Here is a 22,017-nt window from a genome sequence, read left to right on the forward strand (position 1 = left end):
AAGCACTAAAATGGCGAAGTTATTTGAAGCAATTCAGTTTGAAAGATTGAGTCTGAGCAACAAAATCGTGATTGCACCGATGTGTCAGTACTCTGCAACCGATCAGGGTGAAGTGACCTATTGGCACGAGCAGCAATGGGCAAACTATGCGCTATCGGGCGCCGGTTTATGCATTATCGAAGCCACGGCGGTACAGCCCGAAGGACGAATCAGTTATGCCGATCTGGGGCTTTGGAATGATGAGCAGCGTGATCAGATCAAAACCTTACTGAGCAAAGTCAAACAACTTTCGCCGATGCCGTTTGCCATTCAGTTGGCGCATGCTGGCCGTAAGGCCTCGACAGACAAGCCTTGGCAAGGGCGTGGTCAAATCCCTGAAAACGATCCGCACGGTTGGCAAACGGTTGCACCGAGCAGTATTGGTTTTGGTGAGCACGATGCGCCGCCACAAGCTCTTTCACTCGAGCAAATCCAGCAGATCAAAGACGATTTTGTGGCTGCTGCACATCGTGCGGTGGAAGCGGGATTTGATTTGATTGAGCTGCATGCAGCACATGGGTATCTGTTGCACCAGTTTATGTCGCCATTGTCTAATTTACGAGATGATGAATACGGTGGTTCATTTGAAAACCGTATCCGTCTGACACTCGAGGTGCTTCAGGCCGTCAAGGCGGCGGTACCTGAAGGATATCCGGTGGGTGTGCGCATTTCCGCAACCGACTGGATGTCTACCGAGAGCTGGGATATCGAATCCAGTGTCGGTTTGTCAGAGGCGCTTGAGCAATTAGGCGCAGCTTATATTCACGTTTCGAGCGGTGGTTTACACCGTATGCAACAGATTAATGTAGGCGCCAATTATCAGGTTCCTTTTGCAGCGCAAATTAAGCAAAAAGTTGCAATTCCAGTGATTGCGGTGGGCTTGATTACCGAGCCAGATCAGGCCGAAGCCATTTTACAAAATGCCGAAGCCGATGCCATAGCACTTGCCCGTGCCATTCAGTACGATCCACGCTGGCCATGGCATGCAGCGGCAGCCTTAGGTGCCGAGATTGAAATCTCACCACAGTATCTGCGTTGTCAACCGCATGGTCTTAAGCAGCTTTTTAAACCGTTTCAACATTAATCATTTGAAAAGACGCAATTCAATTGCGTCTTTTTTTAGTTTTTAACGCAAGGAATCCCGTCGTGGTTGTTCAGGTCATTGTTCCGATTTTTCTGCTATTACTTGCAGGCTATATCAGCGTCTCCATTCGCCTGATTACGCCTGAGCAAATCAAGGCACTTAGTGCGTTTATTATCAAAATCGCCCTACCTGCATTTTTGTTATTTGCGCTATCGAACAAAACCTTAAACGACATCTGGCATCCGTCTTATTTTTTAGCCTATGGCGGTGGTTCCTTGGTAATTTTTGCCTTGGCTTTTTGTTTTTATCGTTACTTTTTTACTTATTCGCTCACCCCGACGGCAGTGATGGCCATGGGGGCTTCAATGTCAAATACCGGGTTTATTGGTACCGCTGTTTTGACCATGCTGATCGGTTCGCATGCTGCCATCTATATTTCGCTTACCCTGATTTTAGAAAATCTATTGATTCTGGCTTTGGTATTGGCCTTGGCTGAAGCGGGGATGCAAGAAAAACAGGCGATTTTTCCATTGGTGATCAAAACGGCAAAAAGCCTACTCAAAAACCCAGTCATTATTGCAATTATTTTGGGAATGAGCTGTATTTTGCTCGATTTAAGACTTCCGGCACTTCTGAATCAATCATTGGAGTTGCTTGGAAAAACGGCGTCGCCTCTGGCATTATTTGCAATTGGTGGCAGTTTGGTCGGCATGGGAATTAAAGCCTTAAACCTGCAAAGTGCACTTTTGGTCGGTATGAAAGTGCTACTCATGCCACTGCTTATTTTTAGCTTGCTTAGTGTTTTGCCTAATGTCAGTGAAGAAATGCTGCATGCCGGAACCATTTTGGCCGCTTTGCCCATGCCGATCGCCTTTGGTATATTCGGGCAAGCCTACGGACTCAATGAACGCGCGCTCACCCCGCTTATGCTCAGTACAGTTATTGGCTTTATAGGGGTGAGCATGCTGATTATCTTGTGGTGGTAGAATCAAATTTGCCCGATACAATCGGGCAAAGTGACACGCATTGTTAGCTTTTACTTTTTGCCGCTGGCGCTTTGGCTTTTTCGGCAATCAGTTTATTTACCGCTGCCAGAGATTCTTTAGCCTGTGGCACATTTTCTTGCGCTAGCGCGGTGAATATTTTTTTTGCTTCATCTAGATTTTGCGGCACAATGTTGCCATTGGCCATCATATTGCCCACTGCCATCAAGGCCGGAACATAGCCCTTTTTGGCCAGTGTTTCGATGGTACTCAAGCCCGATTTAACGGTCGCTTCATTTTTGGTTTTAAAGCCCTGACTGATGTCGTAGATGGCTTTAAGGTGCATGGCACGGTAATTATTTTGCTTGATCAGCGGATTGAGTTTTTGCAAAGCAAGCTGATCTGACGCCGGTTTATTCTCTGCAAAGAGCAATACCGCCAGCTCCACCGTTGCTTCATCAAAGCCAGCATTCGATGCTTTTTCTAGATACTGGCGTGATTTCTGAGCGTCCTTTGCTACGCCCAAATCACCAATCGAATAAACCTGGGCCAGTCGATAAGTGGCAACTGAATAGCCCTTGTTCGATGCTTCTTCATAATAGCGTAAGGCTTTTTTCGGATCTTTGCTGGTCCCTTGGCCCAGTTCGGTCATAAAGCCTAAATTATAAATGGCCTGCGCATTACCTGTTTTGGCCAGACGGTCAATTTCCTGATAAGCCGCTGGATAATTTTTTTGATTATAAAGCTGTTCTGCTTTTTCAAACGGGGTGCCTTGTGCAGGATTACTGCCTTGGGCTTGCGGTGCGGTTGCTGCAAAACTCACTGTAGTCGATAGTGCCACAACAAGGGCAAGAAGCTGTTTTTTCATGTACCAAAATCCTAATGCTTACTCATATCATTCCGTTGATGAGTATTTGTGTTTTGTGATCTAGTTCATATTAAGTAATTTATGCCGAATGTAAATGGTTCAATCGAGACAATTTACAGGATTTTGCTACAAGGCGTATCGTTCTGGGGAGACCATGTAAAAAGCTCCCCAAAAATGGAGAGCTTATGAAGAAAAGCAGCGTGTATTAAGGTTTGATCATAGCCCGTTGAATGGCTTTCACCTCTTCGCGGCTTAAATAACGGTAGAAGCTTGCGCCAAGAAATGCACCAATAAACCAGTTAAACGGCGCGAGATGTTGTAGCGCAGGCACCAGTGTAAATACTAAGCCAATTACCACAGCAGGAATCAGCGCACAAATTGCTTTTGGATTCACACCTTTTTTATACCAGTATTGTCCCGTGCTCTTGTCATTGAATAACTCATCGACCATTACCTGCTGTTTTTTTACAAAATAAAAATCTGCAATCAAGATACCAAAGAGCGGGCCAATAAATGCGGCCAGCACATCTAAGGTGTAATGAATCAGCTCTGGTGAGTTAAACAAATTCCATGGAGTAATGAGTACCGAGCCTAAGGCGGCAATCATCCCTGCACCGCGAAAGCTCAGTTTTTGTGGAAAAATATTAGAAAAATCGAATCCGGCAGACACAAAGTTCGCCACAATATTAATGCCAATGGTGGCTGTAAGTACTGTAATCAGGCCCAATACCACGGCCACCGTGCTGTCAATCATGGCAACGGTTTCCAGCGGATCGGTCACCATTTTGCCAAATACGCTGTAGGTCGCCGAGACGGTAACCACGGTGATCAGAGAGAAGAAAATGAAGTTAAATGGCAAACCCCAGAAATTGCCTTTTTTCACTTGTTGCATGTTTTGGCCATAACGGGCGAAATCACCAAAATTAAGAAGTGGCCCAGAAAAATAAGAAACCACCAACGCAATGGCTACAAATGTTTGGGTAATTTGCTGACCAGTCGTGAGATTTTTTTCGCTTAAACTAAATGAGATATTGCTCCAGCCTGCTTTATAGACCAGATACGCTGCCAAAATAAACATTACCACGTATACCAGCGGGCCTGCCCAGTCGATAAATACCCGAATGGCATTCATGCCTTTCCAAAATACCAAGGCCTGTAATACCCACATAAAGCCAAAACAGATCCAGCCAATGCTACTCAAGCCAGCAAAGCTATTCAGTGTGAGGGGTTGCAGGCTTGGAAAAAATTTGAGCAAAATGAGCATAAGCGCATTCGATGCCAGCCAAGTTTGAATACCGTACCAAGAAATGGCAATTAACCCGCGAATCAATGCCGGGATATTGGCACCATAGACCCCAAAGGCTTGTCGGGAAATAACGGCATAAGGTACGCCTGACACTTGGCTTGGTTTGGCAACCAAATTGGCGCAGATCTGAACGATCACAATACCCACAATTAATGCCAGAAAAACCTGCCAGCTTGCCAGTCCGAGTGCAAACAGGCTGGCTGCAACAATATAGCCACCCATACTGTGTACGTCGGCCATCCAGAATGAAAAAATGTTATACCACGACCAGTTTTGTTTAGCGGGTGCCAAATCTTCATTGGTCAATTTTGGACTGTAATTTGAATTGTCTGTCATAGTGCTACATCATGCGGATGAACTGTTCAGACCAGTCATGCAGGATTCACGCCAATTCCACCGTGTCATCATCAAAAATAATGAAAGTGATGATTTTATTGAGGATGTCTTGTGTCTTTTAAAATTTACATGCGAGAATCGGGCAATATCTCGAGCAAAAATGGAAGAGCATCGTGCGCAAAAATGAAGCAATAAATACACGCATTCAAGTGATTAATCCGAATACATGTGAAGAAATGACGCACTCTATTGGTCTGGCCGCTGAGCAAGTGGCCGCAGCTTCTACCCAGATTATTGCGCAAAATCCAAAAACAGGCGTGCCGTCGATTGAGGGTCACTACGATGAGGCGATTTCGGCCATTGGTGTACTTGATTTAATTCGAGAAGGACGCGAGCAGGGGGTGCATGGGCACATTATTGCCTGTTTCGGTGATCCTGCATTACATGCTGCACGTGAGCTGGCAAAAGCTCCTGTAATTGGTATTGCCGAAGCGGCGTTTCATATGGCGACTTTGGTAGCAACCAAATTTTCGATTGTCACCACCTTGTCACGTACTCGAATTATTGCCGAGCATTTATTACAACAATATGGCTTTGAAGGGCACTGTGCCAAAATTCGCTGTATCGATTTGCCGGTTCTCGCCCTAGAAAATGATAAGGAATATGCGTATATCAAACTGCTCGAAAGCTGTCAGCAGGCCAAAATGCAAGACGGAATTGGCGCCATTGTGCTGGGCTGTGGTGGTATGGCCGAAATGGCCGATCGTGTGAGTCAGGAAATTGGCATTCCGATTATCGATGGTGTGCGTTCTGCGGTGAAACTGATTGAAGGTTTACATGGTATGGGAATCCAGACCAGCAAATGGGGTGATTACGATTATCCATTATCGAAATAACCCCAAAACTGAGCAACCTGCTTATTTGGCCTGATCTAGCACGGTATTCAAACTTGCGGCATCCATCGCACCGGCAAGACGTTCGCCGTTTTTCAAAAACATTGTCGGTGTGCCTGAAATGTTGAGCTTTTCACCCAAGGCCAGATTCTTCTGGATAGGCGTTGCGCACTGTGCAGAGGCGGTCGGTGCTTGATCGCGAATCAGGTAATCTTGCCATGCCTGATACGGATTTTTTGAGCACCAGATTTGAGCTGCAATCTTTTCGGCATTTGGATGCAAGCTTTTTAATGGATAGAGAAAGGTATAAATGGTCACATTGTCGATTTGACTCAGCTCTTTTTCAAGGCGTTTGCAGTATGGACAATCAGGATCGCTAAAAACATATAGCACCCGTTTGCCATTGCCTTTGACGTGTTTGATGGCCTGATTTAAAGGCAAATCTGCCACGTTGATTTTATTGGCCTGCTGCATACGCTCTGCGGTGAGGTTGCGCTGATTTTTCGGATCAACCAAGTTACCGACCAAAAAGTACCGAGCATCGTCACTGGTATAAACAATTTGACCCTGCGTCAATACTTCGTAAATACCTTTGACGGGCGTCGGGGTGACCGAGCTGACCGCAATATCTGGATAATTCTTTTTTAAATTTTGTTGTACCGTGTTTACATCGGCATGTGCCAAACCCATGCCTGCCAAACTCAAAACCAATGTATGAAGCCAAAGTTTCATAAAAATTCCAAACAAAAATGCTTTAAGCATAATGCCGAAATAATGGCGTAGTTTTGGTTACAAAATGTGATTAATGCAGCGCTAAGGTATAAAAAAAAGACTCAAACACCGACGCCGGTATTTGAGCCCTTTATGCTTTGCTTTAACTTTGTGGGCGTGCAACGTCACCACTTAAATGTGCAGGTAATTCATGTAGCTCAACTGCTGCTTGTTCTAATGCTGCTGGCTTGGCCACCACCAGAGCGGTAAAGCCTGTGGCTGTGCCGATGCTATTGACCACCTCAACATCTGCATGCAGTTGCTGACCTGCGGCAGGTGCATCACCTTGACCTGCCACCAAGTGTAACCAGCGCTTAGGTTTGGCTTTAAACCAGAGGCGGGCAACCACTTCCTGACCTAAATAACAGCCTTTGTCGTAGTCCACACCAAGGCGCTGATGCAAGCGTAACTCTTGCGGTTGAAACACATGCTCGGTGGCCTGAGAAATCCATGCTTGACCCGACTCAATGGCCGCAAGCTGCCAAGCGGCAACATCTGTCTCGGCATTTGAAAATACGGTCGTAGTGTCTTGAATGGTAGGGAAAACCGGGCCAAGTGTGTCCAGTTTCATTTTAGAAAATGCACCGTACTTTTTGATGTGCTTGGCAAATTCTTCACCCTGATCGTGTGTGGTGACCAAAATAAACTCTTCAGGATTCAACTTGGTGATCCATAGACCGAAATGAATACGGCCTTTTAAATCGCAAATTCCGGTATAGCGGGTGGTGTTTTCGGCTAAGCGTTCGACATGCAATAACACTTGGCCTTGCAAAAATTTTTGTGCATCGACACCAATCAATGAAAATGCAGTAAAAGCGACATCGCTCATAAAACTTCTAACCTAAGTTCTATAAAAATATGCTAACTATTCTGCGCTATTTCATCAAAAAAATCAGCTTTTACAGATTGTTTGTGTCTCATCTGGTTCTAAATAAAAGCAGTTTTACACCCCAATTGACAGTTAAAAATGTGCTTGATATGGTGCGCAGCCAGTTTCCAGTAAAAGACACACCAGCTGTATGCGCTCAGGTTTTATTTATAATCCGCCCCAACATCCACTCGATATTATCTTTGAAGATCATGACCTGATTGTGGTGGATAAACCTGCGGGATTATTGTCGGTGATGGGCCGTCTGCCTGAGCATCAAGACAGTGCCTATTTACGCGTGCTGACGATGTATCCCGAGGCGAGGGTGACACATCGACTGGATATGGCCACCTCCGGCTTACTCATGTTTGCCAAGCATCGTGACGCGGAAGTGGCCATGAGCAAACTCTTTCAATTGCGCCGAATCAAAAAAGAATACACTGCGTTGGTGCAAGGATGCCCCGACACCCAAGGCTGTATCGAAGCGCCACTTATCACCGATTGGCCAAACCGCCCCAAGCAGAAAATTGATTTTGAAACGGGTAAATCTGCCAAAACCCTATATGCGCGTCTGGAGTATTGTGCTGCTACTCAGCAAAGCCGTATGCGGCTTGAACCCGTCACTGGGCGTTCGCATCAGCTCCGTGTGCATCTCATGCATATTGGTCATCCGATTCTGGGCGACAAGCTGTACCATCCGCAACCGCAGAATTTTGCACTTGGTCGTATGGCACTACACGCCACACGTCTTAGCTTGGCTCATCCGATCACAGGTTTAGCGCTCGAATTGAGTTCGACTGTGCCGTTTTAATTCTGGTATATGCTCTGGATACCATGACATAAAATTGAGTAATAAAACGTATCCGACGCTAAAATTGACATAAAAGTAAGCTAAGCTAAAAACAGACTTTTGCACCATCACAACAAGGATAAAAGAATGAGCCGAAATTACGAATTATTTCCAGACGACGACAATGGCAATGTGCTCTGGCAGATGGTTGAAGATGGCAATGACCTGAAAGAGCCACACGAGTTTGAATTTTCGATTGTATTTAAAGAGCAGGCCGATCTTGAAAAATGCGCAATGCATTTGTTGCACCAAGAACAAAAAGTGTCTTTTTTTCAAGAAGACCAGCATATTGAAGGCTCAGATTTATGGGTGCTCAACATTCATGTCACCATGATCCCGGAATATGAAGATATTGAAGATCTAGAGCAGTGGTTTACGCGTATCGGGCAGGAGTTTAACGGTGATTACGACGGCTGGGGCTGCATGAGCTATTTGTACGAATACGAAGAAGACGACGAACAGCTTCATAATTAAGCAGCCAGATGTTCATTCGTATTTCAAACCTATGCTTCTGTTTTATGCTGAGTCATAAGACTTTACCAGTATCATGTAGTAAAAGGAGATATTGGCACACTCAATGAAAACGCTTAAATATCTTCTTATACTTCTGGTGCTGGTTATTCTGGGGTATGTGGTTGCATCGCCGTATTGGGTGGTTTATCAAATCCAGAATGCTGTGCAAAAAAATGATGCACAGACGCTATCTCGCTATATCGATTTTCCGAGCGTTCAGACACATTTAAAAGAACGTATCCACATTCGTTTGGGTGATTTGCAAGATCAACAAAATGGCCCTGCAAATGCTTTAGGTGCTTTGGTGGCATCAAGCTTAATGGATCGATTGGTCGAAGTTGCGCTGACTCCCGAGGGTATGATGTTGCTGTTACAAGGCAAAGCACTGAAAGAACGCTTTGAGCGTCAGTATCTTGAGCAAAATTTGAATCAAGATCCGCATTATAACCCCGAATCGGATGCCCCCAAAGCGACCACAGCTGAAGAACAACCTGCTATGCGCTACTCGGGCCATTACGAAGCTTGGAATGCTTTTGAAGTCACGCTACAAACCCAGCAAGATAAAGAAGTCCAGTTTATATTGCACCGCTCGGGATGGTCTTGGAAACTGGTCGATATCAAAATTCCGTTTTAACAAGGCATCCAGATTTTTAAAAACAGCGCATTCACGGCATAATACAGCTTTTCGAGTTTTTTTATGTCTTTACCGCATTGTCCCAAGTGTCAGTCAGAATATACCTATCAAGAGAATGACTTATTGATTTGCCCAGAATGTGCCTATGAGTGGAAAGAAGGGGAAAGTGCACCATCCGATGAAAATGAAACCATTAAAGATGCGCATGGAAATATTCTGGCAGATGGCGATCTCGTCACAGTAATTAAAGATCTAAAAATTAAAGGGTCATCATCTGTGGTTAAAGTGGGAACCAAAGTCAAAAATATTCGTTTGGTTGCAGGCTCGTCCGATGGCCATAATATCGATTGTAAAATTGAAGGTATTGGACAAATCAAGCTCAAATCCGAGTTTGTAAAAAAAGCATAATGTTAAAAGGGAGTATTTTTTACTCCCTTTTTTAGTGAGGATCTATGGCATTTTCAGATGTTTACCGCGTGGGGGCACATGCGGTGATTACCAATCGCACAGGTCAAGTGTTATTGCTCAAAGCCACTTATGGCGATTTAGCATGGGGCTTACCGGGTGGTGGGATCGACCCTGATGAAACCATTTTAGAAGGTTTAAAGCGCGAATGCCGTGAAGAACTTGGTGTCGAGATTGAGGTTCAAGCACTCACGGGTGTTTATTTACATGCTGAAATTAACGCGCATGTAAGTATTTTTCGTTGCCATATAGATGCCGCGGCCGACATTATCTTGAGTCATGAGCATTCCGATTTTGCTTACCATGATCTTGAGCAATTGAGTGCTGTTCAGCGCCAGCGCGTAGAAGACTGTATTTACTTTAGTGGAGAGGTGATTTTTCGTAAATTTTAATCGTAATATTTGATGTCTGCTTTTAATAAAACCAGCAAATCTTCGCAATAAAATGTATAAAAAACAATCTACCTAAGTTGCTTGAAGTGTCTTATATTGATTGAACAATAAATCAACAAGCAAAATTACAAATACGAGGCAAGGAGATATGGCGGGTTGGTATGAACTGAGTCAGGCAAACGATGGTCAATATCGTTTTGTGCTTAAAGCAGGCAATGGTGAAATTATTTTGACTAGCGAGCTTTATAAAGCTAAAGCATCGGCGGAAAATGGGATTGCATCGGTACAAAAAAATAGCCCAGATGATGCACGCTATGATCGTTTAACAGCAAAAAATGGTAAACCCTATTTCAATTTAAAAGCAGCCAATCATCAAATTATAGGCAGCAGCCAGTTTTATGCTTCTGAAGCTTCACGTGATAAAGGCATTGAATCGGTTAAAAATAATGGCACCAGTACAACAGTGAAAGATTTGACGGTGTGAAGGGAATGAAAATGGGTGTAAGAAGTATTGGAAGATTGAGTTAACGTTTTAAGAGTAAAAATAAACCGCTACGATGAGCGGTTTACTTTTGACATTGCCGTTGAACGACACATCAGTTGTCATTTCCTAAAATGACTAATCAATAACTTAGCATTCTTAGCGACATCCGATGACATTTTTTAGCGACACAACAGGTGTCATTTTTAGTTAGCAACGACACAACAATTGTCATTTTTATTTTCTGCTTTCTCAATTAATTTCTTTATAGATTTAATATCAAGTATTGTTGAGCCGTATGTAAAACTTGTTTCGACAATATTCTTCTTAGATTTATGTAAATCGTGATGAATATGTGCGGGACCATAATTAATATTATGATGATTAGCAGAATCAATTCGAGAAACTTCTTTACCTTGAGAATCTATAATCATATATGCATAATTATCTAGGCTTTCTTGTCTGACAATTATTTTATATCCTGATTCTCTTTTAGCTGTAACTGTATATTTAGAAAGATCAATTTTTTCTATTTCACATTCTAGATCCACTTTAAGTGTTTCTATGGTCATAATTAAATTAATTTCATTATGGTTTAAAACCTCTGATTCTTGAGTAAATAAAGGTGGAATGCCACATTTTTCTGCAAGAAAATTAATTAAGTTTGATCGATTTTTTGCTTCACCTTCATGTTCTTCGCATAGTTGCATACCTAACATAATCCCAGCTTTGCCTAAAACAGTAGCTGTTGACATTCGATTTGTATGCTTATTACATATTACACAATTGTTGTTAGAGGAAAGCCAAATACCTTGTTCAACTCTATTATTATTTAATCTACCATCTAGTAAATCATGAAATATTTTGTCATTTTTATCGCGAAATTCTTTCCACTTTTTATAACGTTCAGAATATTCGGTATCATTTATAATTTTTGAAAGAGCTTGTCCATCAATAGGGGGTAATTCAATAGATTGACTATTAAAATATGTGCCTAATGATGCGACGTTCATTAAATTATCAGTTCGAATGAAATAGATTCTTGAAGCTGGAAATGTCGGAGTGTAATTGTAGATTGCACTAATATAGAATATGCTATTTTCAATAAAGATAAGGGTGTGATCAGCCTTTTTCATCATTTCGAGAAGATATGCTTTATTATCCAATCTAATTGAAACAAAAGGGTTTTCCTCTTTAAGAATATTGCCAGCTATACTAATAATACATTTATCAGTTTTTTCACCATTTAAATTTTCTTGTAAGCAAATCTGCATTATCTCTATTAAGGTCATAATTATTCTCGAATAAATATCAGGATATTCCCTATGTCTCATTCTATAGGGTATGCTAAGCTCAGTTTATTAGAAAAACTGATGAAAAATTTGATTTTAATTCTAAGTTTTTGAAATATATATACTTTATTTGTCATAATTAAAGCTTTGTTAGTGCTAGTGATGCCTTCATGCATGATATATCTATTTCTCTAACTAACTTAAGTTTAAAAATTGCTATTTAAATAATGGAAAATCCATATGAAACGGCAACTAGGTATTTTTACTACAGATCAAATAAACAAATCAGGCTTCAGAATTACCGCAAGTGCATTGATGAGTGCAGAGGAAAGCCACCATTCTAAAAGGCTTATTACAGGTCTTCCAGCTGGACTACCAGTTCACATACAACATGATATGCACCGCCCCTATGGATGGAGTCAAGTTCTTGGTCTCTTTATTGATAGCAATATGGTTCGGGTTGTTGGAGTAATCGAAGAGGCCGAAACTGAACAAGAGAAAATTCAGTTAATGCAGTTAGCTTCTCATTTTTGGGAATCACATCACAACAAAGTGAGTGATACTTTAAAAAATGATTTATTAGAAAGAGCTAACTTATCAGAGCTTGATGAGTCCGATAAGTTTCTTAAGATGGAGGCATATGTACTATCTCGCAAAAATATTGCATCATCGCTCTATCCTGAACTCTTTCATATCTCAAGCGATTTTGTAGACAAAGATGGCTTAACAGATTACAAAATATTGTGTCAGAGAATGAAGCAAGTTCAACCAGGAGTTTTTCTTGATAATAAGCATAATCTATTGATATTTGCACATAGGTTTTTTAGACGTAGTCTGTCACATAGAAATAAATTTAATGAATACTTTCTTTCAAGTTTTGATAAAACAGTAGTAGAGAGTCCTCATTTAGTTCCTCGACTACGTCTTGACCCAGATCTTATTGGTCATCCTGATACTGCCACTAATTTATTAGAGTTGGAATATTGGTGGGGACCACATTTTAATGATGATATTTCATCAATACCGAATGGTGTAACTGAACATAAAGCATCTGATAGAACAAGATATTTTGAGGGTATTGATAGGACTCAAATTTGGTGGAAATCACCTGAAGTACGCTTAAATTCAAATGTAGAGGATAGGTATCGCACCTTTGAAATTGAAGAGCTAATTGAGAATTTATCTGGTGGGCTTCCAGATGAGAACTATGGATGTCGTTATGCACATGCAGAATACTCTATCGGTACTTCTGCTATTACTCATTTTGATGGCGCTATCCGAGCCTATCCTCAAGATGAGTATTTAGAAAGAATTGATTTAGCGATAGACCAAGCTGGAAAGCACTCTGACTATACGAAATTGTTCAGATTTGATGGATTTATGACAGTTGATCTTTGGAAGCGATTATTAAGTGATTATTTTAAAGGGAATCCATTAATTCCAGAATATCTTGGTATTGCTCAAGATGATACAGAAATAGAGTTGGAAGAGACTACAAATGAAGATATTTCAATAACTGATATTGAAGAGCCTATACTAGAAAGTGAATTAGTTGTATTTATTAGTATTACAAACAATGATTCTCCCAAAGAGTCTTATATTGAGCCGTCAGCAATAGCATTACCGAATGAGCGACTCTTACGAATAATAGAAACTGGATTCGGTGCTATTGATAAATTCATTCGTAGTAAATTTGACATTACAAATATAACTTCAATTGCGTTTGATGATGGAATATTAAATCTAGCAAAAGTAACTTTCGGAGCTACTAGCAACCTTTCTATTGAGATACAAGATTTTCTGTCAGGGTTTTCTAATTCTTTACTTTACGATATTGAGCATAATGGATTACAACAAATAGTAGTTCCAATTAGCTGGGTTAATAATAATTTGTTGATAAATCTAAGTATCAAAGGTTCAGCTAAGCAGGTTTACCAATTATTGGTTAAATTATCTACAATCATAGACCCACTAAAGCCTGCATCAGAATGGATAGAAAACTTAGCGAGTATGATTAAAGTATTAGTACCTATTTCCACAGCTAATCCTGATTTGAATGGAGTACTTCAAGGTCATTTAACTTATGAACGTACTGGTAGTGTTGAAATACGAATGAAACTGCCTGACCAACAGGTGAAAGGATTTCTTGATGAGAAGCCAGATTGGTTGCAGTGATATAGTAATGAACTGTGAATATTTATAATTTCTCTATCTTTATATACTTGAGTTCGTTCTTTATAAATTGATACTGTTCGCTATCTATACTATAGGCACTGACAGTTAATCACATATATTGTAAATATTAAATTATGCCGCTTTTAAGTTAATTTGGCTGAGTTCTTGAGATATCGATTTTAACACCTGTCATTTAGTTCCATGACAGGTGTTGTATCATTTTTTGAGAAACCTTGTGTCGCGTGACGCGACATTCAGCCTTTACCAGCTCAACGCACCACCAGTTTGGTAATCTGTCACACGCGTTTCAAAGAAGTTCTTCTCTTTACGCAAGTCCATCATCTCAGACATCCACTGGAACGGGTTGTTTACGCCAGGGTATTGCTCTGGTAAGCCAAGCTGTGCCAAACGACGGTTACAGATAAACTTCAAATACTCTTCCATCATGGCCGCATTCATGCCCAATACACCGCGTGGCATCGTGTCACGTGCGTATTCGATTTCAAGCAAAGTACCTTCCACAATCATCTGAATCACTTCTTGTTGGAATTCGGCAGTCCATAAACTTGGGTTTTCAATCTTGATCTGGTTGATCATGTCGATACCGAAGTTTACGTGCATCGATTCATCACGCAAAATGTACTGGAACTGTTCAGATACACCGTTCATCTTGTTACGGCGGCCCATACTCAAAATTTGAGTAAAGCCACAATAGAAGAAAATCCCTTCAAGTACACAGTAGAATGCAATCAGGTTACGCAAAAGCTGCTGATCTGTTTCAGGGGTTCCTGTTTCAAACTTTGGATCACTCAAAGATTGCGTATATTTCAAGCCCCATGCTGCTTTACGTGCGACACTTGGAATCTCGTGATACATGTTGAAGATTTCACCTTCATCCATACCCAATGATTCGATACAGTACTGGTACGCATGGGTGTGAATAGCTTCTTCAAACGCCTGACGTAAAATGTACTGACGGCACTCTGGGTTGGTAATCAAACGGTAAATCGCCAAAACCAGATTATTCGCGACCAAAGAGTCGGCAGTCGAAAAGAAGCCCAAGTTACGTTTAACAATCACACGCTCGTCTTCAGTCAAGCCATTTTCAGACTTCCAAAGCGCGATGTCGTGGTTCATGTTGACTTCTTGTGGCATCCAGTGATTGGCACATCCGTCTAGATACTTCTGCCAAGCCCATTCGTATTTAAACGGCACAAGCTGGTTTAAGTCTGCACGGCAGTTGATCATTGCCTTGTCGTCAACCTGTACACGCGCTGCACCTGTTTCGATCTCCTGCAAACCAGCACTGATGTCCAGGTGCTTTAAGGATTCAGATGCTCGAGCCACCGGATCGGTTGGATCTGTTGATCGCACGGAATCGGTTCCAGTGGATTGTACATTTGCCACACTCGGCGATGATGGCTCTGTAGCAGATACCAACGGCGTAGCTGGCGCTTTTTTCGTATCGACGGGCGCAGACTGGTGTTCATGTGCAGCCGGTTTTTGCGAATCATCTTCTAAATCGTCCCAACTCAGGATAGACATATCAATTCTCTCTTCGTTGTTAATATCGTTTTCGATATCTTTTGGAAGATATCTTTACTATACGCTTATTCTGTGTAAGCAAAATTAAGTTTTATCGATAACTGCTCTAAAATTACTGAATAGAACAAATATCCCTACGACTTATTTTGATTACGCTGTTGTTCACGAATTTTCAAAAACGCGTAAACCAATGGCGTGTAGAACACAATTGAGGCCACAATGAGCACCGCCAAACCAAGCATATAGTTATGAGTCAGATGCCACATTGTGTTGTCCTCATGTTCAATCAGGAACGCCTCAAACCGAAACGTTCCTGAAGGGATGTTTTACTGACACGCTTCGCAGTCAGGATTATCGATTGAGCAAGCCATTGGCACTGGAGCAGCTTGTGTAAAGCCATCTTCAGTGGTTTCTGCTTTTACTTCTGGCGCAACTGCTGCCACTGGTGCTGCAGTCGCGGTAGCTTTAACTGCGTTTAATGCGCCAGTGTTAATAGTCGACTTCTCGGCAGAAGTGGCACCTAATGCACGGAGGTAATACGTCGTTTTGAGGCCACGCAACCATGCCATTTTATAGGTAATGTCAAGTTTCTTACCGTTTGCACCTGCAATGTACAAGTTCAGCGATTGCGCTTGATCGATCCATTTTTGACGACGAGAGGCTGCATCAACAATCCAGCGTGGCTCAACTTCAAATGCTGTAGCAAAAATTGCTTTTAATTCTTCAGGAATACGCGCAATTTTTTGTACCGAACCTTCAAAGTGTTTCAGGTCGTTAACCATCACGGTGTCCCACAGGTCGCGTTCTTTCAAAGCGCGTACAAGGTATGGGTTGATGACCGTAAATTCACCCGACAAGTTCGATTTTACATACAGGTTTTGGAAGGTTGGCTCAATCGACTGTGAAACGCCACAAATGTTCGAGATGGTAGCAGTTGGTGCAATCGCCATCACATTTGAGTTACGCATACCGTCTTTTTGCACTTTAGCGCGTAGAGTATCCCAGTCTAGGCGTTGGGTGCGGTCTACTTCAAACATACGCTCTGGACGTGATTTTGCTACGATATCAAGTGAGTCGATTGGCAAAATACCCTGATCCCAGAGTGAACCTTTAAAGGTTGAGTACACACCACGTTCAACCGCCAAGTCGCTTGACGTTTGAATCGCGTAGTAGCTGATAACTTCCATCGATTCATCTGCAAAATCAACCGCTGCATCAGAACCGTAAGCAAGACCCAATTCATATAGTGCATCTTGGAAGCCCATGATGCCCATGCCCACAGGGCGGTGCTTCAAGTTCGAGTTTTTGGCTTGTGGCACTGCGTAGTAGTTGATGTCGATAACGTTGTCGAGCATGCGCACAGCAGTTTTGATGGTGCGTGCCAGTTTCTCACGGTCAAGTGAACCACCTTGTACGTGCTGAACAAGGTTGATCGAACCTAAGTTACATACTGCAATTTCATCTTCGCTAGTGTTGAGCGTAATTTCTGTACACAAGTTTGACGAGTGAACCACGCCTGCGTGTTGTTGTGGCGAACGTAAGTTACATACATCTTTAAATGTAATCCACGGATGGCCTGTTTCAAACAGCATCGACAGCATTTTACGCCACAAGTCTTGCGCACGGACTTTTTTGTGCAACAGCTCTTGTTCTTTAGCAATCGCTTCGTAGTGCGCATAACGCTCTGCAAATGCTTCGCCAGTCAAGTCGTGTAGGTCTGGTACTTCAGATGGCGTAAACAACGTCCATTCTGCATCTTCAAACACACGCTGCATAAACAGGTCTGGTACCCAGTTGGCCGTGTTCATGTCGTGTGTACGACGGCGGTCATCACCCGTGTTCTTACGAAGCTCTAGGAATTCTTCGATGTCGAGGTGCCACGTTTCTAGGTATGCACAGACTGCACCTTTACGCTTACCACCTTGGTTAACCGCAACAGCTGTATCGTTCGCTACTTTCAAAAACGGTACAACACCTTGAGACTTACCATTGGTGCCTTTAATGTACGAGTTGAGTGCGCGTACTGGTGTCCAGTCATTACCTAAGCCGCCCGCCCATTTAGACAGCATCGCATTGTCGCGGATCGCGCCATAAATGTTGTAAAGGTCATCACCAATCGTGGTGAGGTAACAGCTCGACAACTGTGGGCGTAGTGTGCCGGCATTGAACAAGGTCGGGGTAGACGCCATGTAGTCAAAGCTTGAAAGCAGGTTATAAAACTCGATTGCACGTGCTTCACGGTTTTCTTCGTTGAGCGCCAGACCCATCGAGACACGCATGAAGAACAATTGTGGCAATTCGTAACGCACGCCATCTGAATGAATGAAGTAGCGGTCGTAAAGCGTTTGTAAGCCCAAATATGTAAACTGGTTTGAGCGCTCAGGTTTAATCGCTGCCGCCAATTGCGCCAAGTCAAACTTTAAGAGTTCTGGGTCTAGTAGCTCAAGCTCAATCCCTTTTTTCAGGAAAGTTTCAAGCGCATCGCTTTCTAGGGTGTCTTCTGGTAAACCCAAAAACTCAAGGCCTTTTGCCACAAGTTCGTTACGTAATAAACGCGCAGTCACGTAGGTATAGTTTGGCTCTTGTTCAATACGTGTACGTGTTGCCATCATCATGGTGGTGGCGATGTCGCTAATTTTGACACCGTTGTACAGGTTTTTAACAGTTTCATCGACAATTGCTTGAATATTAATGCCTTCAAGGCCTTCCGCTGCTTTTTCAACAGTGGCTTTTAGTGCATCGAGATCAAGCGGTTGAAGCTGACCTTGATTGTCGGTGATTTGTAAGGTTGGGTGATGGTTGGCGCCTGCTTGCTGGCGTGCAGTACTACGCTGCTCACGGTAAATCACGTAAGCACGCGCAACTTTTTGTTCGCCAGTACGCATCAGCGCAAGTTCAACCTGATCCTGAATTTCTTCAATATGAATAGTACCGCCAGAAGGTAAGCGACGGTTAAAGGTGTTCATCACCATTTCGGTTAATTGACTGATTCGGTCATGAATACGACTTGAGTCAGCGCTTTGCTGACCTTCAACAGCTAAGAATGCCTTTCCAATCGCAACAGAGATTTTCTCTGCATCAAAGGTAGCAACTTCTCCATTGCGTTTAATCACCTGAAGTTGTCCAGGAGTTGAAGTGATTACGCTCATGTCAGCATAGCTCCATTGTGATCTGTATTTATGTTCATGAACCATTTGAACCGGGCAAATTTGTGCACGATGTTTGAGGGATAAACACAAGACTTAGTGGTTAATATAGTTTATAGGCACAAGATACGGGAATTTAGGCAGGATATCAATCTTGACTTTTCTTTAATTTTTTTTCCAAATTCTATGTGCATGATTCTGTGGTGCATAGCATAACAAAGGCTGTTAAAAACACGTATAGATAAATGTGTGGATAACTCAAAAAACACTCGTTCAGTGCTGTTGTTTTGGTCCGGTGAAATAATTTGTTTAATAATTGGACGGTCTTTGCGACGACTGGTGAACTTGTGATCTGAGGCGGAAAAATATTTAAAAAGACCTGAAAATTCAACACTTAATAAAAATGCAACAAAATACAACGGACGTGTATCAGTTTGGTGAACGAGGACTTGTTTACAATGTAAACGTGTGTATATTGCAATCTATTATGTCGGTGTAATTGTTGGTTTTTGAACAAGACACTTTAATAGATGATAGGGGCAAAAGTATGAGCCAAGAAGAAAAGTTACCCAAGATTTTAATTGTTGAAGATGACGAGCGTCTTGCACGTCTGACACAAGAATATTTGATCCGTAATGGATTGGAAGTAGGGGTCGAAACAGACGGTAATCGCGCGATTCGTCGTATTATTGGCGAACAACCAGATTTAGTCGTACTTGATGTGATGTTACCTGGTGCCGATGGCTTAACTGTTTGTCGCGAAGTGCGCCCTCATTATCATCAACCTATTTTGATGTTGACCGCACGTACCGAAGATATGGATCAGGTGTTAGGCCTTGAAATGGGTGCCGATGACTATGTCGCAAAACCTGTTCAGCCACGCGTATTGTTGGCGCGTATCCGTGCCTTGTTGCGTCGTACCGACAAAACAGTAGAAGACGAAGTTGCACAGCGTATCGAATTTGATGATCTAGTCATCGATAATGGCGGACGCTCAGTGACGCTCAATGGTGAACTGGTCGATTTTACCAGCGCCGAATACGATTTGTTGTGGTTACTTGCCTCTAATGCTGGTCGCATTTTGTCGCGTGAAGACATTTTCGAGCGTTTACGTGGCATCGAATATGACGGTCAGGATCGCTCGATTGATGTTCGTATTTCTCGTATTCGTCCAAAAATTGGTGACGATCCGGAAAATCCGAAACGAATTAAAACCGTTCGTAGTAAAGGTTATTTGTTTGTAAAAGAAACTAATGGTTTATAATCTTTGCCATTGAGACCAAGAGCACTTCTTGTTTAAGGCTGATCGAGTGTTTAAGCACAGTATATTTTTACGTATTTATGCGGGTTTGGTGGTACTGGTCATGTTGGTGGCCCTATTTGGCTATCTGCTTGTCCAGATCATTAACTATCAGCGCGCACAGGAATATCGTGAATCATTGACCGATGGTATTTCCTTTGTGATCAGTGAGAGTATTGCTCGTCAGCCGACCAAACAGCAAAAGCTGGACTGGATTTCCGATGCCTCAGATTTACTGGAATTACCGATTTATTATGTCGATGCCAGTAAAATCGAGTTATCCCGCACCGAAAAAAAACGTATAGAAGAACAAAAATCGGTGGTTCGGTATGATGCCGAAACCTCTATTGCATATGTGATTATCGGACTGCGAAGCGATCCACAGCATTTTCTCTATATTAAGGTCGATAAAATCGGTGAGCGCCAGATGAAAGCGCTGCCGATCTTTATTTTGGATTACTTGATTTATTATCCGGGTCAAGAAAAGCAATACGTCGAAAAAATCCAGACGCATTTTTCTTATCCGATCAATATTTATAATGTGAAAGATCTGAATCTTGATTCAGAGCAGATTGGTCGTCTTCGTCAAAATCAAAGCATTATGCTATATCGTGATAATGCCACCATTCGTGGTACGACCATTTCGATTATTTCACCTATGCCGAACAATCCACTCAATGTATTGGTGCTCGGTCCGGTTCCGATGTTTAACTGGATGCCGTTTCAATTATCTGCCGGTATTACGTTGTTTAGCTTGTTTCTGCTTAGCTTAGGGGTGTATGGCTTAATCTTGCCGCTAGAGCGCAAGATCCGTCAGGTGCGTTATGCCTTAAACCGCATGAAATCAGGAGATTTGTCGCTTCGTGTTCCGATCGAGGGAAGCGATGAAATGGCTAATCTGGCTTCAAGTTATAACAATATGTCCGACCATATTCAGCGGTTGATTGAGGCACAGCGCGAACTGATGCGAGCTGTCTCGCATGAACTGCGTACGCCGGTGGCGCGAATCCGGTTTGGTATGGAAATGCTCGCAGAAGAAGACGATTACGACTACCGTATTCAACAAATGGAAATGATTGATCGGGATATTGAGGCACTCAATACCTTAATTGATGAAATCATGACTTACGCCAAGCTTGAGCAAGGTACGCCATCGCTGGATTTTGAAGAAATTATTCTGCTCGATTTGTTGAGTCAGGTAGCAGTCGAAACCGAAGCACTCAAAACCCAAAAAGAAATCGAGCTGATTCCACCTGCGACCGCCATTATGGTCGATGCAGAGCGACGTTACTTACACCGTGTGGTGCAAAACTTGGTCGGTAATGCGGTACGCTACTGCGATCATAAAGTTCGAATCAGTGGGGGTATTCAAGGCGACGGTAATGCTTACATCTGTGTCGAAGATGACGGACAGGGGATTGCAGAAGAAGACCGCGTACGAATTTTTGAGGCATTTGCACGACTTGATGACAGTCGAACCCGTGCTTCGGGTGGTTATGGGCTTGGGCTTTCTATCGTCAGTCGTATTGCTTACTGGTTTGGTGGCACAATTGAAGTAGATGAAAGTCCAGATTTGGGCGGGGCGCGTTTTATCATGCGCTGGCCGGCCAAGCGTTTTAATCAAACGTTGAAGAAGAAAAACCAGTTTAAAATGAAAGAAGGCAGCTCATAAGCTGCCTTCTTTCATTTTAAATGTTAAATTTACTGATAAAGACTGGCATCCGGTGCAATCAAGGGTTTACCTTGTTTTAATGCAGCTAATGCATCTTGGTTGAAGTCTACGCTCAGTGTATTGTTTTCAGCATCAATCTTGTAATGGTTAATTAGTTTTTGGTCCCCACCTGCCAATGTCTCTACACGGTATTCATCACTGATGTTTAAAATGCCTTCAAGGTTTGTGGTCGTTGAAGCAAAGTCTTCACGAAATAATTGATAAATTTCTTTTAAATCAAAAGTAACGTGATCTGCATCGGCGTGTTTTTGCGCATAGGTTTCGATATGGCGAACAAGTAATTGCGCATAAAAGAAATAATTCGGTTTATGTGTAAATTCAAGGCTCATTCTTTTACTCCTTAT

21 protein-coding genes are annotated in these 22,017 nt (G+C 42.4%); 12 read left to right on the plus strand and 9 right to left on the minus strand.

Annotated features, from left to right (window positions below):
• The first annotated feature begins 10 nt into the window (after nucleotides 1-10).
• Together KCV09_RS15005 and KCV09_RS15010 are read left to right on the plus strand one after the other, a co-directional pair.
• Entirely contained in the window at nucleotides 11-1,123 is a 1,113-nt protein-coding gene (locus KCV09_RS15005; protein WP_004945534.1) for an NADH:flavin oxidoreductase/NADH oxidase, read from the plus strand.
• A 62-nt stretch (nucleotides 1,124-1,185) separates the two neighbouring features.
• The gene (locus tag KCV09_RS15010) at nucleotides 1,186-2,109 is read left to right on the plus strand and encodes an AEC family transporter (RefSeq protein ID WP_004934967.1); all 924 of its coding nucleotides are present in this window, start codon (nucleotides 1,186-1,188) and stop codon (nucleotides 2,107-2,109) included.
• Between the two features lie 43 nt (nucleotides 2,110-2,152).
• Here the strand turns inward: KCV09_RS15010 and KCV09_RS15015 are convergent, their stop codons facing one another.
• Nucleotides 2,153-2,974 (minus strand): tetratricopeptide repeat protein, encoded by an 822-nt coding sequence (locus tag KCV09_RS15015; protein WP_212515319.1) that lies wholly within the window; start codon nucleotides 2,972-2,974, stop codon nucleotides 2,153-2,155.
• A 205-nt stretch (nucleotides 2,975-3,179) separates the two neighbouring features.
• Nucleotides 3,180-4,616 carry an NCS1 family nucleobase:cation symporter-1 gene (locus KCV09_RS15020; RefSeq protein WP_212515320.1) on the minus strand — a complete coding sequence of 479 codons (1,437 nt, stop codon included), beginning with the start codon at nucleotides 4,614-4,616 and terminating at the stop codon, nucleotides 3,180-3,182.
• Nucleotides 4,617-4,852: 236 nt separating this feature from the next.
• Here KCV09_RS15020 and KCV09_RS15025 point away from each other — a divergent pair, with 236 nt between their 5' ends.
• Entirely contained in the window at nucleotides 4,853-5,512 is a 660-nt protein-coding gene (locus tag KCV09_RS15025; protein ID WP_042065374.1) for an aspartate/glutamate racemase family protein, read from the plus strand.
• Between the two features lie 21 nt (nucleotides 5,513-5,533).
• Here KCV09_RS15025 and KCV09_RS15030 read toward each other — a convergent pair whose 3' ends face one another.
• On the minus strand, nucleotides 5,534-6,241 hold the full coding sequence (locus KCV09_RS15030) for a DsbC family protein (protein WP_004945539.1): 708 nt from the start codon (nucleotides 6,239-6,241) through the stop codon (nucleotides 5,534-5,536).
• 142 nt (nucleotides 6,242-6,383) lie between these two features.
• Nucleotides 6,384-7,109, minus strand: a complete 726-nt coding sequence (gene ygfZ / locus KCV09_RS15035) for a CAF17-like 4Fe-4S cluster assembly/insertion protein YgfZ (RefSeq protein ID WP_212515321.1) — start codon at nucleotides 7,107-7,109, stop codon at nucleotides 6,384-6,386.
• A 190-nt stretch (nucleotides 7,110-7,299) separates the two neighbouring features.
• Between ygfZ and KCV09_RS15040 the strand changes: the two genes are divergently transcribed.
• The 6 genes from KCV09_RS15040 to KCV09_RS15065 all read left to right on the plus strand — a co-directional run bounded on the left by KCV09_RS15040 (nucleotide 7,300) and on the right by KCV09_RS15065 (nucleotide 10,486).
• Complete coding sequence (locus KCV09_RS15040; protein WP_212515322.1) at nucleotides 7,300-7,959, plus strand: pseudouridine synthase; 660 nt, start codon at nucleotides 7,300-7,302, stop codon at nucleotides 7,957-7,959.
• Between the two features lie 126 nt (nucleotides 7,960-8,085).
• Nucleotides 8,086-8,472: a ribonuclease E inhibitor RraB gene (locus KCV09_RS15045; RefSeq protein ID WP_004934989.1), complete on the plus strand. Its 387-nt coding sequence runs from the start codon at nucleotides 8,086-8,088 to the stop codon at nucleotides 8,470-8,472.
• A gap of 103 nt (nucleotides 8,473-8,575) precedes the next feature.
• Nucleotides 8,576-9,145: a DUF2939 domain-containing protein gene (locus KCV09_RS15050; RefSeq protein WP_212515323.1), complete on the plus strand. Its 570-nt coding sequence runs from the start codon at nucleotides 8,576-8,578 to the stop codon at nucleotides 9,143-9,145.
• A 63-nt stretch (nucleotides 9,146-9,208) separates the two neighbouring features.
• A complete protein-coding gene (locus KCV09_RS15055) occupies nucleotides 9,209-9,553 on the plus strand; it encodes a zinc ribbon domain-containing protein YjdM (protein WP_004934995.1) in 345 nt (114 codons plus the stop codon).
• A gap of 44 nt (nucleotides 9,554-9,597) precedes the next feature.
• Entirely contained in the window at nucleotides 9,598-10,002 is a 405-nt protein-coding gene (locus tag KCV09_RS15060; RefSeq protein ID WP_151840207.1) for an NUDIX hydrolase, read from the plus strand.
• A gap of 148 nt (nucleotides 10,003-10,150) precedes the next feature.
• The gene (locus KCV09_RS15065) at nucleotides 10,151-10,486 is read left to right on the plus strand and encodes a YegP family protein (protein WP_076032978.1); all 336 of its coding nucleotides are present in this window, start codon (nucleotides 10,151-10,153) and stop codon (nucleotides 10,484-10,486) included.
• A 203-nt stretch (nucleotides 10,487-10,689) separates the two neighbouring features.
• Here the strand turns inward: KCV09_RS15065 and KCV09_RS15070 are convergent, their stop codons facing one another.
• Nucleotides 10,690-11,775, minus strand: a complete 1,086-nt coding sequence (locus KCV09_RS15070) for a DUF6516 family protein (RefSeq protein WP_212515324.1) — start codon at nucleotides 11,773-11,775, stop codon at nucleotides 10,690-10,692.
• A 240-nt stretch (nucleotides 11,776-12,015) separates the two neighbouring features.
• Between KCV09_RS15070 and KCV09_RS15075 the strand changes: the two genes are divergently transcribed.
• Nucleotides 12,016-13,950, plus strand: coding sequence for a thioredoxin domain-containing protein (locus KCV09_RS15075; protein WP_212515325.1), 1,935 nt, complete (start codon nucleotides 12,016-12,018; stop codon nucleotides 13,948-13,950).
• Between the two features lie 261 nt (nucleotides 13,951-14,211).
• Here KCV09_RS15075 and KCV09_RS15080 read toward each other — a convergent pair whose 3' ends face one another.
• The 3 genes from KCV09_RS15080 to KCV09_RS15090 form a co-directional block, all read right to left on the minus strand.
• Complete coding sequence (locus KCV09_RS15080; RefSeq protein WP_212515326.1) at nucleotides 14,212-15,495, minus strand: ribonucleotide-diphosphate reductase subunit beta; 1,284 nt, start codon at nucleotides 15,493-15,495, stop codon at nucleotides 14,212-14,214.
• 134 nt (nucleotides 15,496-15,629) lie between these two features.
• Nucleotides 15,630-15,761 (minus strand): hypothetical protein, encoded by a 132-nt coding sequence (locus KCV09_RS15085; protein WP_004935008.1) that lies wholly within the window; start codon nucleotides 15,759-15,761, stop codon nucleotides 15,630-15,632.
• Between the two features lie 60 nt (nucleotides 15,762-15,821).
• Nucleotides 15,822-18,644, minus strand: coding sequence for a ribonucleoside-diphosphate reductase subunit alpha (locus KCV09_RS15090; protein WP_076032977.1), 2,823 nt, complete (start codon nucleotides 18,642-18,644; stop codon nucleotides 15,822-15,824).
• A 544-nt stretch (nucleotides 18,645-19,188) separates the two neighbouring features.
• On the opposite strand from KCV09_RS15090, the gene bfmR reads away from it, so the two are divergent.
• Both bfmR and bfmS read left to right on the plus strand, forming a co-directional pair.
• A complete protein-coding gene (gene bfmR, locus KCV09_RS15095) occupies nucleotides 19,189-19,905 on the plus strand; it encodes a response regulator transcription factor BfmR (protein ID WP_004935012.1) in 717 nt (238 codons plus the stop codon).
• Nucleotides 19,906-19,951: 46 nt separating this feature from the next.
• A complete protein-coding gene (gene bfmS, locus KCV09_RS15100; RefSeq protein WP_004935013.1) occupies nucleotides 19,952-21,613 on the plus strand; it encodes a sensor histidine kinase BfmS in 1,662 nt (553 codons plus the stop codon).
• 29 nt (nucleotides 21,614-21,642) lie between these two features.
• Here the strand turns inward: bfmS and KCV09_RS15105 are convergent, their stop codons facing one another.
• A complete protein-coding gene (locus KCV09_RS15105) occupies nucleotides 21,643-22,002 on the minus strand; it encodes a hypothetical protein (RefSeq protein WP_004945574.1) in 360 nt (119 codons plus the stop codon).
• Between the last annotated feature and the right edge of the window lie 15 nt (nucleotides 22,003-22,017).

This window comes from Acinetobacter soli, from assembly GCF_018139125.1.
Classification (GTDB): domain Bacteria; phylum Pseudomonadota; class Gammaproteobacteria; order Pseudomonadales; family Moraxellaceae; genus Acinetobacter; species Acinetobacter soli.

Excerpts from the sequence above, each read along its gene's own strand:
- KCV09_RS15005 (WP_004945534.1), top strand. The coding sequence starts at position 11 with ATGGCGAAGTTATTTGAAGCAATTCAGTTTGAAAGATTGAGTCTGAGC.
- KCV09_RS15015 (WP_212515319.1), bottom strand. The coding sequence starts at position 2,974 with ATGAAAAAACAGCTTCTTGCCCTTGTTGTGGCACTATCGACTACAGTG.
- KCV09_RS15020 (WP_212515320.1), bottom strand. The coding sequence starts at position 4,616 with ATGACAGACAATTCAAATTACAGTCCAAAATTGACCAATGAAGATTTG.
- KCV09_RS15025 (WP_042065374.1), top strand. The coding sequence starts at position 4,853 with ATGACGCACTCTATTGGTCTGGCCGCTGAGCAAGTGGCCGCAGCTTCT.
- KCV09_RS15030 (WP_004945539.1), bottom strand. The coding sequence starts at position 6,241 with ATGAAACTTTGGCTTCATACATTGGTTTTGAGTTTGGCAGGCATGGGT.
- ygfZ (WP_212515321.1), bottom strand. The coding sequence starts at position 7,109 with ATGAGCGATGTCGCTTTTACTGCATTTTCATTGATTGGTGTCGATGCA.
- KCV09_RS15040 (WP_212515322.1), top strand. The coding sequence starts at position 7,300 with ATGCGCTCAGGTTTTATTTATAATCCGCCCCAACATCCACTCGATATT.
- KCV09_RS15045 (WP_004934989.1), top strand. The coding sequence starts at position 8,086 with ATGAGCCGAAATTACGAATTATTTCCAGACGACGACAATGGCAATGTG.
- KCV09_RS15050 (WP_212515323.1), top strand. The coding sequence starts at position 8,576 with ATGAAAACGCTTAAATATCTTCTTATACTTCTGGTGCTGGTTATTCTG.
- KCV09_RS15055 (WP_004934995.1), top strand. The coding sequence starts at position 9,209 with ATGTCTTTACCGCATTGTCCCAAGTGTCAGTCAGAATATACCTATCAA.
- KCV09_RS15060 (WP_151840207.1), top strand. The coding sequence starts at position 9,598 with ATGGCATTTTCAGATGTTTACCGCGTGGGGGCACATGCGGTGATTACC.
- KCV09_RS15065 (WP_076032978.1), top strand. The coding sequence starts at position 10,151 with ATGGCGGGTTGGTATGAACTGAGTCAGGCAAACGATGGTCAATATCGT.
- KCV09_RS15070 (WP_212515324.1), bottom strand. The coding sequence starts at position 11,775 with ATGACCTTAATAGAGATAATGCAGATTTGCTTACAAGAAAATTTAAAT.
- KCV09_RS15075 (WP_212515325.1), top strand. The coding sequence starts at position 12,016 with ATGAAACGGCAACTAGGTATTTTTACTACAGATCAAATAAACAAATCA.
- KCV09_RS15080 (WP_212515326.1), bottom strand. The coding sequence starts at position 15,495 with ATGTCTATCCTGAGTTGGGACGATTTAGAAGATGATTCGCAAAAACCG.
- KCV09_RS15085 (WP_004935008.1), bottom strand. The coding sequence starts at position 15,761 with ATGTGGCATCTGACTCATAACTATATGCTTGGTTTGGCGGTGCTCATT.
- KCV09_RS15090 (WP_076032977.1), bottom strand. The coding sequence starts at position 18,644 with ATGAGCGTAATCACTTCAACTCCTGGACAACTTCAGGTGATTAAACGC.
- bfmR (WP_004935012.1), top strand. The coding sequence starts at position 19,189 with ATGAGCCAAGAAGAAAAGTTACCCAAGATTTTAATTGTTGAAGATGAC.
- KCV09_RS15105 (WP_004945574.1), bottom strand. The coding sequence starts at position 22,002 with ATGAGCCTTGAATTTACACATAAACCGAATTATTTCTTTTATGCGCAA.